Source organism: Billgrantia hypersalina (genome assembly GCF_052584175.1).
In genome coordinates this window covers 1-13,528 of sequence record NZ_JBMIQI010000020.1, presented here as the reverse complement: position 1 = coordinate 13,528, position 13,528 = coordinate 1, and the positions used below count along the sequence as shown (strand labels likewise).

Annotated in this window: 12 protein-coding genes; 10 read left to right on the top strand and 2 right to left on the bottom strand. The window is 66.9% G+C overall.

What is annotated here, in order from left to right; all coding sequences use genetic code 11:
• The first annotated feature begins 85 nt into the window (after positions 1-85).
• From ACOJCM_RS18820 to moaA, 10 genes are all read left to right on the top strand, one after another.
• Positions 86-3,841 carry a nitrate reductase subunit alpha gene (locus tag ACOJCM_RS18820; protein WP_445213616.1) on the top strand — a complete coding sequence of 1,252 codons (3,756 nt, stop codon included), beginning with the start codon at positions 86-88 and terminating at the stop codon, positions 3,839-3,841.
• Positions 3,838-5,400 (top strand): nitrate reductase subunit beta, encoded by a 1,563-nt coding sequence (gene narH, locus ACOJCM_RS18815; protein WP_445213615.1) that lies wholly within the window; start codon positions 3,838-3,840, stop codon positions 5,398-5,400. Before ACOJCM_RS18820 ends, narH begins: the two co-directional genes overlap by 4 nt.
• Complete coding sequence (narJ, locus tag ACOJCM_RS18810; protein WP_445213614.1) at positions 5,393-6,163, top strand: nitrate reductase molybdenum cofactor assembly chaperone; 771 nt, start codon at positions 5,393-5,395, stop codon at positions 6,161-6,163. Before narH ends, narJ begins: the two co-directional genes overlap by 8 nt.
• A gap of 12 nt (positions 6,164-6,175) precedes the next feature.
• Positions 6,176-6,862 carry a respiratory nitrate reductase subunit gamma gene (narI, locus tag ACOJCM_RS18805; RefSeq protein WP_445213613.1) on the top strand — a complete coding sequence of 229 codons (687 nt, stop codon included), beginning with the start codon at positions 6,176-6,178 and terminating at the stop codon, positions 6,860-6,862.
• Positions 6,863-7,083: 221 nt separating this feature from the next.
• The gene (locus tag ACOJCM_RS18800; protein ID WP_445213612.1) at positions 7,084-7,902 is read left to right on the top strand and encodes a peptidylprolyl isomerase; all 819 of its coding nucleotides are present in this window, start codon (positions 7,084-7,086) and stop codon (positions 7,900-7,902) included.
• Between the two features lie 54 nt (positions 7,903-7,956).
• Positions 7,957-8,541 carry a molybdenum cofactor biosynthesis protein B gene (moaB, locus tag ACOJCM_RS18795; RefSeq protein WP_445213771.1) on the top strand — a complete coding sequence of 195 codons (585 nt, stop codon included), beginning with the start codon at positions 7,957-7,959 and terminating at the stop codon, positions 8,539-8,541.
• On the top strand, positions 8,538-9,779 hold the full coding sequence (locus tag ACOJCM_RS18790) for a molybdopterin molybdotransferase MoeA (protein ID WP_445213611.1): 1,242 nt from the start codon (positions 8,538-8,540) through the stop codon (positions 9,777-9,779). The genes moaB and ACOJCM_RS18790 overlap by 4 nt, the downstream gene beginning before the upstream one ends.
• On the top strand, positions 9,739-10,482 hold the full coding sequence (locus tag ACOJCM_RS18785) for a Crp/Fnr family transcriptional regulator (protein WP_445213610.1): 744 nt from the start codon (positions 9,739-9,741) through the stop codon (positions 10,480-10,482). The genes ACOJCM_RS18790 and ACOJCM_RS18785 overlap by 41 nt, the downstream gene beginning before the upstream one ends.
• Before the next feature lie 72 nt (positions 10,483-10,554).
• Entirely contained in the window at positions 10,555-10,962 is a 408-nt protein-coding gene (locus tag ACOJCM_RS18780) for a putative zinc-binding protein (RefSeq protein WP_445213609.1), read from the top strand.
• On the top strand, positions 10,959-11,945 hold the full coding sequence (moaA, locus tag ACOJCM_RS18775) for a GTP 3',8-cyclase MoaA (protein ID WP_445213608.1): 987 nt from the start codon (positions 10,959-10,961) through the stop codon (positions 11,943-11,945). The genes ACOJCM_RS18780 and moaA overlap by 4 nt, the downstream gene beginning before the upstream one ends.
• A gap of 19 nt (positions 11,946-11,964) precedes the next feature.
• On the opposite strand, the gene hglS is transcribed toward moaA, so the two are convergent.
• Complete coding sequence (hglS, locus tag ACOJCM_RS18770; protein WP_445213607.1) at positions 11,965-13,326, bottom strand: 2-oxoadipate dioxygenase/decarboxylase HglS; 1,362 nt, start codon at positions 13,324-13,326, stop codon at positions 11,965-11,967.
• A partial coding sequence (locus ACOJCM_RS18765) for a hypothetical protein (RefSeq protein WP_445213606.1) occupies positions 13,323-13,528 on the bottom strand: 206 nt, incomplete at its 5' end. The genes ACOJCM_RS18765 and hglS, both read right to left, overlap by 4 nt.

Sequence of the window (13,528 nt, the reverse complement as noted above, 5' to 3'; positions counted from 1 at the left end):
GCCGGTCGTGCCAGACACGCAGCGCGGCACGGCAGGCGGGGTGGCCCGGGCGGCCACGCATCACTTCAAGAGCCTGGAGACGACCATGAGTCACTTCTTAGATCGGCTGAATTTCTTCCGCAAAGCGCGCGAGCCCTTCGCCAATGGCCATGGCGAGACCCGCGCGGAGTCCCGTGGCTGGGAAGACGGCTACCGGCAGCGCTGGCAGCACGACAAGATCGTGCGCTCCACCCACGGCGTGAACTGCACCGGCTCCTGCAGCTGGAAGATCTACGTCAAGAACGGCCTGGTCACCTGGGAAACCCAGCAGACCGACTACCCGCGCACCCGTCCGGACCTGCCCAACCATGAGCCGCGGGGCTGCCCGCGGGGTGCCAGCTATTCCTGGTACATGTACAGCGCCAACCGCCTCAAGTACCCGCTGATCCGCAAGCCCCTGCTCAAGCTGTGGCGCGAGGCCAAGCAGCAGCACGGCGACCCGGTCGACGCCTGGGCCTCCATCGTCGCCGACCCGGCCAAGACCAAGCAGTACAAGCGTGCCCGCGGCATGGGCGGCTTCGTGCGCGCCGACTGGGACGAGCTCAACGAGCTGATTGCCGCATCCAACGTCTACACCGCCAAGCAGTACGGCCCCGACCGCATCCTCGGTTTCTCGCCGATTCCCGCCATGTCGATGGTCAGCTACGCCGCGGGCAGCCGCTACCTGTCGCTGATCGGCGGCGTGTGCATGAGCTTCTACGACTGGTACTGCGACCTGCCGCCGGCCAGCCCGCAGACCTGGGGCGAGCAGACCGACGTGCCCGAGTCGGCCGACTGGTACAACTCCGGCTACATCATCGCCTGGGGCTCCAACGTGCCCCAGACCCGTACCCCGGATGCCCACTTCTTCACCGAAGTGCGCTACAAGGGCACCAAGACCGTCTCCATCACGCCGGACTATGCCGAGGTCTCCAAGCTCACCGACGAGTGGCTGTCGGTCAAGCAGGGCACCGACGCCGCCCTCGGCATGGCCATGGGCCACGTCATCCTCAAGGAGTTCCACCTCGAGAAGCCCAGCGCCTACTTCACCGAGTACGTGCGCAAGTACTCCGACATGCCCTTCCTGGTCGAACTCGAAGCCCGCGAGGACGGCAGCTTCGTGCCCGGCAAGCAGCTGCGCGCCAGCGACTTCGAAGGCAGCATGGGCCAGGACAACAACCCCGAGTGGAAGACCGTGGCGTGGGACGAGCTGTCCGACCGCCTCGTGGTGCCGAACGGCTCCATCGGCTTCCGCTGGGGCGAGAAGGAAGAGAACCAGGGCAAGTGGAACCTCGAGGAGCGTGATGCCGGCGGCGCCGAGATCAAGCCGCTGCTGACGCTGGCCGAGCACCACGACGATGTAGCCAAGGTCGCCTTCCCCTACTTCGGCGGCATCGCCCACGAGCACTTCGACCACGTGGCCGGCAACGAACTGCTGTTCCACAGCCTGCCCGCCAAGCGCCTGAAGAAGGCCGACGGTAGCGACGTGCTGGCGGTGACCGTCTTCGACCTGATGTGCGCCAACTACGGCATCGACCGTGGCTTCGGCGAGGACGACGGCGCCACCTCGCTGGACGAGGTCAAGCCCTACACCCCGGCGTGGCAGGAGAAGATCACCGGCGTACCCGCCGAGCAGGTCGCCCGCATCGCCCGTGAGTTCGCCGACAACGCCGACAAGACCCGGGGTCGCTCCATGGTCATCGTGGGTGCCGCGATGAACCACTGGTACCACATGGACATGAACTACCGGGGCCTGATCAACATGCTGGTCATGTGCGGCTGTATCGGCCAGAGCGGCGGCGGCTGGGCCCACTACGTGGGTCAGGAGAAGCTGCGCCCGCAGACCGGCTGGACCCCGCTGGCCTTCGGCCTCGACTGGCAGCGCCCGCCGCGCCACATGAACTCCACCTCCTTCTTCTACAACCACTCTTCCCAGTGGCGCTACGAGAAGCTCGAGGTCAAGGAGATCCTCTCGCCGCTGGCCAACCCGGCCGACTACAGCGGCAGCCTGATCGACTTCAACGTGCGCTCCGAGCGCATGGGCTGGCTGCCCTCGGCGCCGCAGCTCGGCACCAACCCGCTACGCCTGGCCGAGAAGGCCAAGGCCGCCGGCATGTCGACCAAGGACTACGCCGTCCAGCAGCTCAAGAGCGGCGAGCTGGCGTTCGCCGCCGAGGACCCGGACAGCCCGCAGAACTTCCCGCGCAACATGTTCATCTGGCGCTCCAACCTGCTGGGCAGCTCGGGCAAGGGCCACGAGTACATGCTCAAGTACCTGCTGGGTACCCGCCACGGCATCCAGGGCAAGGACCTGGGTGAATTCGGCGGCAGCAAGCCGGAAGAGGTGAAGTGGCACGACGAGGCGCCGGAAGGCAAGCTCGACCTGGTGGTCACGCTGGACTTCCGCATGTCCTCCACCTGCCTCTACTCGGACGTCGTGCTGCCGACGGCGACCTGGTACGAGAAGAACGACCTCAACACCTCGGACATGCACCCGTTTATTCACCCGCTGACCGCGGCCACCGACCCGGCGTGGGAGTCGCGCAGCGACTGGGATATCTACAAGGGCATCGCCAAGGCGTTCTCGAAGGTGTGCGTGGGCCACCTGGGCGAGGAGACCGACCTGGTCACCCTGCCGCACCAGCACGACTCCCCGGCCGAGCTGGCCCAGCCCGAGGTCAAGGACTGGAAGAAGGGCGAGTGCGAGCCGATCCCCGGCAAGACCATGCCGGCGCTGATCGAGGTCAAGCGCAACTATCCCGAAACCTATGAGCGCTTCACCTCCGTGGGCCCGCTGCTCGAGACCATCGGCAACGGCGGCAAGGGCATCGCCTGGAACACCGAGTCCGAGGTCGAGCTGCTCGGCAAGCTGAACTATCGCAAGACCGAAGGCCCGCACAAGGGACGGCCGAAGATCGAGACGGCGATCGACGCCGCCGAGATGATCCTGACCCTGGCGCCGGAAACCAACGGCCACGTGGCGGTCAAGGCGTGGGACGCGCTGTCCAAGATCACCGGCCGCGACCACACCCACCTGGCAACGAACAAGGAAGAGGAGAAGATTCGCTTCCGCGACATCGTCGCCCAGCCGCGCAAGATCATCTCGAGCCCGACCTGGTCCGGCCTGGAGGACGAGCACGTCTCCTACAACGCCGGCTACACCAACGTGCACGAGCTGATTCCATGGCGCACCGTCAGCGGCCGCCAGCAGTTCTACCAGGACCACCCCTGGATGCGTGCCTTCGGCGAGAGCCTGCTGACCTATCGTCCGCCGATCAACACCAAGACGGTGACCGGCTTCCAGATGCCGGAGGACAACGGCAACCCGACCAAGGCGCTGAACTGGATCACCCCGCACCAGAAGTGGGGCATCCACTCCACCTATAGCGACAACCTGCTGATGCTGACGCTCAACCGCGGCGGCCCGGTGGTGTGGATGTCGGAGACCGATGCCCAGGAGATCGGCATCGAGGACAACGACTGGATCGAACTGTTCAACGCCAACGGCGCGATCACCGCGCGGGCCATCGTCAGCCAGCGGGTCAAGGCCGGCATGGTGATGATGTACCACGCCCAGGAGCGGCAGGTGAACGTGCCGGGTTCCGAGGTCACCAAGACCCGCGGCGGCATGCACAACTCCGTGACCCGGGTGTGCCCCAAGCCGACCCATATGATCGGCGGCTACGCGCAACTCTCTTACAGCTTCAACTACTACGGAACCGTTGGCTCCAACCGCGATGAATTCGTCCTGATCCGCAAGATGAAGAGAGTCGACTGGCTGGACGGCGAAGGCAACGACAGCGTTCAGGAGGCCGTGAAATGAAGATTCGTTCCCAGGTAGGCATGGTCCTCAACCTCGACAAGTGCATCGGGTGTCATACCTGCTCGGTCACCTGCAAGAACGTCTGGACCAGCCGCGAAGGCATGGAATATGCCTGGTTCAACAACGTCGAGACCAAGCCCGGCATCGGCTATCCCAAGGAGTGGGAGAACCAGGACAAGTGGAAGGGCGGCTGGATGCGCCGCAAGGACGGCAAGATCGAACCGCGCATCGGCGGCAAGTGGCGGGTACTGGCGAACATCTTCGCCAATCCCGACCTGCCCGTGATCGACGACTACTACGAGCCGTTCGACTTCGACTACCAGCACCTGCACACCGCCAAGCAGGGCGATCACCAGCCGGTGGCGCGGCCGCGTTCGCTGGTCTCCGGCGAGCGCATGAAGAAGATCGAATGGGGCCCGAACTGGGAGGAGATCCTCGGTACCGAGTTCGCCAAGCGCCGCAAGGACAAGAACTTCGAGCAGGTGCAGGCCGATATCTACGGCCAGTTCGAGAACACCTTCATGATGTACCTGCCGCGGCTGTGCGAGCACTGCCTCAACCCGGCGTGCGTGGCATCGTGCCCGAGCGGCGCGATCTACAAGCGCGAGGAGGACGGCATCGTCCTGATCGACCAGGAGAAGTGCCGCGGCTGGCGGATGTGCATCTCCGGCTGCCCGTACAAGAAGATCTACTACAACTGGAAGACCGGCAAGTCCGAGAAGTGCATCTTCTGCTACCCGCGCATCGAAGCGGGCATGCCGACCGTGTGCTCCGAGACCTGCGTGGGCCGCATCCGCTACCTCGGCGTGCTGCTCTACGACGCCGATCGCATCGAGGAAGTGGCAAGCTCCCCGGACGTGCGCGACCTCTACCACCGCCAGTGCGAGATCTTCCTCGACCCGCACGACCCGGAAGTGATCGCCCAGGCCAAGCGTGACGGTATCGCCGACAACGTGATCAAGGCCGCCCAGGAGAGCCCGGTCTACAAGATGGCCATGGACTGGGGGCTGGCGCTGCCGCTGCACCCCGAGTACCGCACCCTGCCCATGGTCTGGTACGTGCCGCCCCTCTCGCCGATCCAGTCGGCCGCCGAGGCCGGCAAGGTCGAGTACGACGGCGTGCTGCCCAAGATCGAGTCGCTGCGCATCCCGGTGCGCTACCTCGCCAACATGCTCACCGCCGGTGAGGAGGAGCCCGTGGTGCTGGCGCTCAAGCGACTGATGGCGATGCGCGTCTTCATGCGCAACAAGCACGTCGAAGGCAAGCACGATACCGAGGTGCTCGACGCCGTGGGGCTCTCCGAAGCCCAGGTAGAGGAGATGTACCGGTATCTGGCCATCGCCAACTACGAGGATCGTTTCGTGGTGCCCACCAGCCACCGCGAAATGGCCACCGAAGCCTTCCCCGAGCGCGGCGGCTGCGGCTTCAGCTTCGGCGACGGCTGTCACGGCGAGAGCAAGCCGAGCCTGTTCAACGGCCGCAAGCAGACCAGCGCGCTGGTCAAGCCGGTCGACGTCTTCGATCCGAAAACCGGCTCCAAGGAGACACACCATGGCTGATGCAGCGCTGAAAATCGAACCCGTCGTCGGCATGCGCAGCCTGCGCGTGCTGGCCCGCCTGCTCGACTACCCCACCCCGGCGCTGCAAGGCGCCGTGGATGAACTGATCGAGGCGCTCGATGCCGAGCGCCGCCTGCCGGCGGCGCTGCGCGGCGACCTGATGAGCTGGTGCCAGCGCATCCATGAGGCCGACCTGCTCGAGCTGCAGTCCGAGTACGTGGCGCTGTTCGACAAGGGCCGCGCCCACTCGCTGCTGTTGTTCGAACACGTCCACGGCGAATCCCGCGACCGCGGCCAGGCCATGGTCGACCTGATCGAGGATTACAAGGCCGCCGGCTTCGAGCTCGACGCTCGCGAGCTGCCCGACTACTTGCCGCTGTTCCTGGAGTACCTCTCCACCCGCAGCGAGGAGGAGATCGGCCGCTGGCTGGGCGAGATCCGCCACATCCTGGCGCTGCTGACCGCACGCCTCGAGGAGCGCGGCGCCGACCAGGCCCTGGTGACCCGCGCGCTGCTGGCCCTGATCGACGCCGAGGACGACGTCGAGGCGCAGCGTGAGGCCGTGGTGAGCGAGAAGCGCGACGACACCCCCGAGGCGCTGGACGCGGTATGGGAAGAGGAAGCGGTGCGCTTCTCCGCCAAGTCCGACGAAGACTGCGCGCTGCAGTCCGCCGAGGGGCGGCGCCTGGCCGAGCGCAAGCGGCAGATCCAGGGCGAGGCGGTTCGCATCCTCGACCCCGTCGATGCCGCCAAGAAACGTTAACGGAGACCTGTCATGAACTACATCGATTCCCTGCTGTTCGGGCTCTACCCCTACCTCGCCGGCAGCGTCTTCCTGATCGGCTGCCTGATGCGCTACGACCACGGCCAGTACACCTGGAAGACCGGCTCGAGCCAGATGCTGTCGTCGAAGAACATGCGCCTGGCCAGCAACCTGTTCCACATCGGCATCATCACCATCTTCTTCGGCCACCTGGTCGGCCTGCTCACGCCGCACTGGCTCTATGAGCCCTTCATCACTCCGGGCGCCAAGCAGGTGCTGGCCGTGGTGGTCGGCGGTATCGCCGGCGTGATGTGCCTGGTGGGCGGCGCCATGCTGTTCCATCGTCGCCTGACCAACCCGCGGGTGCGCGCTTCCTCCAGCACCATGGATACCGTGATCATCGGCCTGTTGGTACTTCAGGTAGCGCTGGGGCTGCTCACCATCCTGCCCACCCTGGGGCACCTGGACGGCAGCGCGATGCTGCAGTTCTCCGGCTGGGCACAGTCCATCGTCTACTTCCAGGGCGGCGCCGCCGCGTACCTGGAAGGTGTGAGCTGGATCTACAAGCTGCACATCCTGGTCGGCCTGACCATCGTGCTGGTGTTCCCCTTCACCCGCCTGGTGCATGTGTGGAGTGCCCCGATGGGGTACGTGACGCGGCGCTACCAAATCGTCCGTCGTCGCGCCGGTGGGGTCTGACAGGTTCAAGCCGGCTGCGCTAGCTCAGCTTCAACCTTGGCACCAGCCGTGAGGGGCGCCGGGGGTAGGCCGAAGAGGAGGTCTTTTTCCATGGAGGGAAAAAGTAGCGTCCAGGGAAGGATTCACAGCGCCTCCTCGACGGTCCGGCGCCCCGGGGCCTGCCGGCGGAACAGCCCCGGGCACCGACAGCCGCTTATGTCATGTATTAGAGGATCGTCACCATGCAAATGATCGAGATCGCACAGCTGCCGGGCCGCTATGCGCCGCCGCCCGTCAAAGTCGGCGACAAGGCCATCGCGGAGGAGAGCATCGCCCGCGAGATGCAGTACCATCCCGCCGCGACCGCCGGCGAGGCGCAGCTCATGGCGGCCCGCGCCCTGGTGGTACGCGAGCTGCTGCGCCAGCGCGCCGTCGAACTCGGTCTGGTCGCCGATACTGACGACGAAGGCGATAACGATGCCGCTATCGCCGCCCTGCTGGAGCAGGAGCTGGAGGTGCCGGAGCCCGAGGAAGAGGCCTGCCGCCGCTACTTCGACGCCGACCCCGAGCGCTTCAGCGCACCGACCCGCATTGCCGTGCGCCACATCCTGTTGGCCGCCGCTCCCGACGATGCCGAGGCCCGCGACTCGCAGTATCGTCTGGGCGAGGAGCTCATCGCCGAATTGCAGACCATTCCGGAGCGCTTCACCGAATTCGCCATGCGCCACTCCGACTGCCCCTCCAGGAGCGAAGGCGGCGAGCTGGGCTGGCTGGCCCCGGGGCAGACCGTGACCGAACTCGACCGTGCGCTGCAGCACCTGCCCGAAGGGCTGCACGACCGGCCGCTGGCCTCGCGCTACGGCTGGCACGTGGTCAGCATCGACGAGCGTGCCGGTGGCCAGCGCCTGCCGTTCGAGCAGGTGGCCGGCCGCGTGCGTCATACCCTGCGCGAACAGGCCACCCGCCGCGCCCTGCGCCACTACCTGCTGATGCTGGAAGCCGAGATCGGCGTCGAAGGTGTCGAGTTGGATGACGACAGCGCCAGCTCGTTGATGCAGTAAGAAATTTTCATGTCATGGGTACCGACCCTGGCGGTCGGTACCGGAGGAGCCGTCATGTCCCACGTTCACGCCAACACCCGCTTCGTGCCGCTCGGCATCAGTGTGCTCACCGTCTCCGATACCCGCGGCTTCGACCGCGACGGCAGCGGCGACCTGCTCAGCGAGCGTCTCTCCGAGGCCGGCCATGCGCTGGTCGAGCGGCGCATCGTACCCGACGACATCTACCGCATCCGCGCGGTGGTTTCGAAGTGGGTGGTACGCGACGACATCCAGGTGATCCTGGTCAACGGCGGCACCGGCTTCACTGCGCGCGACACCACGCCCGAGGCGCTGACACCGCTGTTCGACCGGGCGATCGACGGCTATGGCGAGCTGTTCCGCCAGCTCTCCTTCGACAGCATCGGCACCTCCACCGTGCAATCGCGGGCGGTGGGCGGCGTGGCCAACCGCACCCTGATCTTCGCCATGCCCGGCTCGCCCAAGGCTTGCGCCACCGCCTGGGACGGCATTCTCGAAAGCCAGCTCGATGCGCGCACCCGGCCGTGCAACTTCGTCGCCATGGTCTTGCCCGAACAGCAGGCGTGCGGTTCTCGCGAAGCGCAGGCAGTACCTGACCGCGGTCAAGGAGTGCGCGCATGAGCTGTGCCAGTCTTGGCAAGGGATTGCTCGACCTGGAGGTGGCGCGGGCGCGCATGATCGCTGCGGCCGAGCCGGTGCGGGGCGAGGAAAGCGTGGCGCTGGAGCAGGCGGCGGGCCGGGTGCTGGCACGTGACCTGAAGGCACGCCTCGACATGCCCGGTATCGACAACAGTGCGATGGACGGCTACGCCCTGCGCACGGCGGAACTGAGCGATGCCGGCCTGCCGGTGGCGCTGCGGGTTCCGGCGGGCGCCGATGTCGAGACGCTGCCGGAGGGCGGCTGCGCACGCATCTTTACCGGCGCACCGGTACCCCAGGGCGCCGACTGCGTGGTGCCTCAGGAGCGGGTACGGCTCGACGAGGCCGGGCGCGTGCATGTCGTAGGCGAAGCCCGGCCGGGCGCCAACATCCGTCGCCGTGGCGAGGAGTATTGCGCAGGCGATGCGCTGCTGCCGGCGGGCTGGACCCTGGACGCCGCGGCACTGGCGATGCTGGCGAGCCAGGGCATCGCCGAGGTGCCGGTACTGCCGCGGCTCAAGGTGGCCTTGATCTCCACCGGCGACGAGCTGGTCGAGCCGGGTGAGCCCTTCGCCCCCGGCCGGGTCTACAACAGCAACCGGGTCATGCTGAGGGCGCTGCTGGAGCAGGTCGACTGCGACGTGTTGGACCTGGGCATCATTGCCGACGACCCCGACGCGCTGCGCCAGGCGTTCGGCGCCGCCCGCGACGGGGCCGACCTGGTGGTGTGCACCGGCGGGGTCTCGGTCGGCGAGGAGGACCACGTCAGGCCCGTGCTCGACGAACTGGGCGGGCTCTTCTTTCACGGCGTGGCGATGAAGCCGGGCAAGCCGTTCGCCTTCGGCTACCTGGACGATGGCACACCCGAGGGCGTGCCGTTGATCGGTCTGCCGGGCAATCCCGTGGCCTCGCTGGTGGGTTGGCATCTATTGGCCAGGCCTTTCATCCAGGGATGCCAGGGCCGCAGCGTCGCGCCGCTGCAACAATATCGCGTCCGCGCTGGCTTTTCGCGGCGGGGCAGTCCGGGGCGGCGCGAGCTGCTGCGCGTCGTCATCGACTGGCAGGGTGGCGAACCGCTGGCCCTGCTGGCCGGCGGGCAGGGCTCCCACATGCTGCATGCCGCAAGCCAAGCGCACGGCTATCTGATGATGGCCGCCGATACCGACGTGGAGGAAGGTTATGAATACCCCTATCTGCCCGCTGGACAGTTCGTCGACTGATCTGCTGTTCAAGCCTAAGCAGCTCCGCGAGCTGGTCCGCGGCGTGCCCTGGCTGGGCGAGCTGGACGAGGATGACGTCACCGCGCTGCTCGAGGATACCGAGCTGCATTCGCTGAAGACCCGCGAGTGGTTGTTCCGTCAGGATGCCCCGGCTCACTGGCTCTACATCGTCATCAACGGCGCGGTGCGCCTGGCGCGCAGCGCCGGCGATGGCCGCCTGGCCACCATTCGCTGCGTGGAGCGCGGCGGCACCTTGGGCGAGCTGAGCATGGTCTCCAGTGCGGGGGTCTATCTCTACTCCGCCGAGGCGCTGCGGCGCACCCACGTGCTGGCGATTCCCGCCAAGCGCTGTCGCGAGATCATGGATCGCCAGCCCGCCTGTCGCGCCGAGTTCATGAGCCGCCTGGCGCTGGAGCTCACCGAGCGCCTCGAGGACCTGGCGCTGCTGACCCAGGCCGACGCCATGTCGCGGCTGGTCAGCTACATTCTGCGCCAGCTGCCGGCGGGACGCAGCAAGAGCCCACGAGTGGTGCGCCTGTCGATTCCCAAGCGCTGGCTCGCCGCCCAGCTGGCCATGACGCCGGAAACCCTGTCGCGTCTGCTGGCCAAGCTGCGCGACGGCGGCGTGATCGGCATCGACCGCCAGCGCCTGACGGTGCTCGACGAACAGAAGCTGCGCGACGCCATGCTGGCCGACGACTAGCTTGCCGCTGCCAGGGCGGTAAGCGGAAGGTCGAGCGCAGGCACTTATTTGGATAACGCCAAGGGAGGCTGTATGTCCCGAACCGCGAACAAACCCCGCACCCTGGTCTACTCCTGCTCCGGCTGCTCTGACGTGGCGCAGCTGGCCAACGACGTCGCCGTGAGGCTCGATCACAGCGGTGTCGCCGAGATGTCCTGCATTTCCGGCGTCGGCGGTGGCGTGCCCGGGCTGGTCCGCACCGCGCGGTCGGGCCGACCCATCGTCGCCATCGACGGCTGCCAGATGCACTGCGTCACCCACTGCCTGGCCAATGCCGGCGTCACGGCGACCGAGCACGTCAAGCTTTACCAGCAGGGCTTTCGCAAGCGCCGCGGCCTGCGCTACGACGACGAGACGGTGGTCGAGGTGGCCGAGCAGGTCGGCGAACTGATCGCCCGGCTGCCGATGGACGCGGCGTCTTACGTCGAGGAAAACGCATGAGCCTGACCGACGGCTTCGGCCGCACCGTCCGCTACGTTCGCTTGTCGGTTACCGACCGCTGCGATTTCCGCTGCGTCTACTGCATGGCCGAGGAGATGACCTTCCTGCCCCGGGCCCGGCTGCTCACGCTGGAGGAAATGGCCACGCTGTCGCGGGCCTTCGTCGAGCTGGGCGTGGAGAAGATCCGCCTGACCGGTGGCGAGCCGCTGGTGCGCCGCGGCATCGAGGAACTGGTGGCAAAGCTCGGTGCGCTGCCGGGGCTGCGCGACTTCGGCATGACCACCAACGGCGCGGGACTCGCCAAGCACGCCCGCGCGCTGCGTGAAGGCGGGCTCAAGCGGCTCAACGTCAGCCTGGATTCGCTCAGGCCCGAGCGCTTCCGCGCCCTGACCCGCACCGGCGACCTGGCGCGCGTGATCGACGGCATCCGCGCCGCCCGCGAGGCCGGCTTCGAGCGCATCAAGCTCAATGCGGTGATCCTCAAGGGGCGCAACGACGACGAAGTGCTCGATCTGGTCGAATTCGCCCGCAACGAGCGCGTCGATATCAGCTTCATCGAAGAGATGCCGCTGGGCCAGAACATGAGCCATGATCGTGCCGAGACGTTCTGTTCCAGCGACGACGTGCGCGCTGCCATCGAAGCGCGTCACACCCTGCTGCCCACCACCGAGAACACCCTGGGGCCGTCGCGTTATTTCCGCATGCCCGACAGCGACTCGCGCATCGGCTTCATCTCGCCGCACAGCCATAACTTCTGCGCTGCCTGCAATCGCGTGCGCGTCACTGCCGAGGGCCGCCTGCTGCTGTGCCTGGGCAACGAACACTCGGTCGACCTGCGCGCCGTGATGCGCCGTTACCCCGGCGACCTCGAACGGCTCAAGGCCGCTATCGTCGCCGCCATGCAGAAGAAGCCCGAGCGGCACCACTTCACCACCGACGGTGACGTGCAAGTGGTGCGCTTCATGAACATGACGGGGGGGTAGCAGGCTGCCGCTGGCGGCTTCAGTGGCTTAGTGCCGCCAGCACGCTCTCCCGTGACTTCCGTTCGCGCTCGGCGTAGAGCGCGAGTTCATCGATGATGGCGACGCCGAGTGCCCCCTCGAGCGCCTCGCGGCTGGCATTGCCGGCGTAGGTCTGACCATCCCCTCCACCCAGGTTGGACTGGAAGATGCCCGCCGCGCTGACCGGCAGGAAGTCCTCGTAGGTGATCGGGCGCGCTTCCACCAGGCCGCGTTCGACCAGCGTCTCAAGGTCGGTTTCGTCAATGGCGGCCGCGGCCTTGCCCGCCTCGGTGAGGCGGTATTCGAAGTACGCCAGGCCCTGGCGGCGCAGCGCGTCCTCGTCGTCGGGAAATGCCGAGAAGACCTCCGCCAGGACCCGCTGATGGCTCTCGTTGTCGAGCCCCTGGGTCCGCGTGCGGGATTCGCCCAGCAACCGGTCATAAAGCGCGCGCCCCTCGGCGGTCAGCGCCACGCCGCGCTGCTCGATCTCGCCGAAGCGGGCCGTATGCGTGCCCTGCTGGCGTTCGGCGAAGCGGATGGGTTCCTCGAGCGCCTTGAAGCTGGTCTGACGCAGGAGGATCGGGCAGTCGCGCCGGGGCGGACCTTCTATCACCGCCTTGGGTTTGATGCCCACCTCGGGCATGCGCCGCTGAACCTCGTCGATATCCAGGGTACGCGGTGTCAGGTGGTTGATGTGCGGCCCGCGGAAGCATATGACGTCGGCGATCAGGCGATGTTCGGCATGCAGCGCTTCGTAGGTGGCCAGGTCGACGGTGGCGTCGCTGTGCCAGCGGAAGGTTTCCAGTGCCTCGGCCACGAAGCGGTCCGCTTCCGTTTCCGTGAGACCACCCTGCTGCTCGAAGCGCTCGACGAGTTCCCGTGCCGCCGGGGTGAAGATGTCGCGTTCGGCAAGAATCGCCGCGGCACGCTCGCGCAGGGCGTCGTTTTCGATCAGCTCCAGGCGCAGCAGCGAGGTGAACAGGCGGAAGGGGTTGCGGGCCAGTGCCGTGTCATCAATAGGGCGGAAGGCGGTGGAGTGTACCGGCACGCCGGCCACGGAAAGATCGTAGTAACCCACTGGATGCATGCCCATCACGGCGAACAGACGGCGCAGCATGGCCATCTCCTCGGCGCTGCCCACGCGAATGGCGCCGTGGCGCTCGACACCGAGCCGCTCGAATTCGTCGTAGGCGGCAAGGCGTTCCGCCAGGGCCGGGTCGCGGGCCAGGGTGTCCCGGTTCACCTGGTCGACCAGCTCGAGCAGCGTCTCGTACTGGGGGACTTCGGCCTGGTACATGGCCGACATGGCACGGGAGAAACGGTCGCGAATGACGTCGGCCGAGAGGTAGTGCGGGTGGTTCATGTGTCTATCCTGTGGCTGGTGTTAACGGATGCGTTGAGTCGCGGTGATTCTCCTGGCCGGGGTCGGCCAGGTCGAGAGGTTTTCAGCACGGCCAACAACCCTTGCAGCGGATGAAGCAGCGCCTTGCCGGAGAGCCGCCCAGCCTGGCTGCGGCAGGAGTAGCCGGTCGCCAGCAGGCGGCCGCGGTTGGCCGCGTCCTCCA

Coding starts and splice junctions, on each gene's coding strand:
- ACOJCM_RS18820 (WP_445213616.1), top strand. CDS start 86: ATGAGTCACTTCTTAGATCGGCTGAATTTCTTCCGCAAAGCGCGCGAG.
- narH (WP_445213615.1), top strand. CDS start 3,838: ATGAAGATTCGTTCCCAGGTAGGCATGGTCCTCAACCTCGACAAGTGC.
- narJ (WP_445213614.1), top strand. CDS start 5,393: ATGGCTGATGCAGCGCTGAAAATCGAACCCGTCGTCGGCATGCGCAGC.
- narI (WP_445213613.1), top strand. CDS start 6,176: ATGAACTACATCGATTCCCTGCTGTTCGGGCTCTACCCCTACCTCGCC.
- ACOJCM_RS18800 (WP_445213612.1), top strand. CDS start 7,084: ATGCAAATGATCGAGATCGCACAGCTGCCGGGCCGCTATGCGCCGCCG.
- moaB (WP_445213771.1), top strand. CDS start 7,957: ATGTCCCACGTTCACGCCAACACCCGCTTCGTGCCGCTCGGCATCAGT.
- ACOJCM_RS18790 (WP_445213611.1), top strand. CDS start 8,538: ATGAGCTGTGCCAGTCTTGGCAAGGGATTGCTCGACCTGGAGGTGGCG.
- ACOJCM_RS18785 (WP_445213610.1), top strand. CDS start 9,739: ATGAATACCCCTATCTGCCCGCTGGACAGTTCGTCGACTGATCTGCTG.
- ACOJCM_RS18780 (WP_445213609.1), top strand. CDS start 10,555: ATGTCCCGAACCGCGAACAAACCCCGCACCCTGGTCTACTCCTGCTCC.
- moaA (WP_445213608.1), top strand. CDS start 10,959: ATGAGCCTGACCGACGGCTTCGGCCGCACCGTCCGCTACGTTCGCTTG.
- hglS (WP_445213607.1), bottom strand. CDS start 13,326: ATGAACCACCCGCACTACCTCTCGGCCGACGTCATTCGCGACCGTTTC.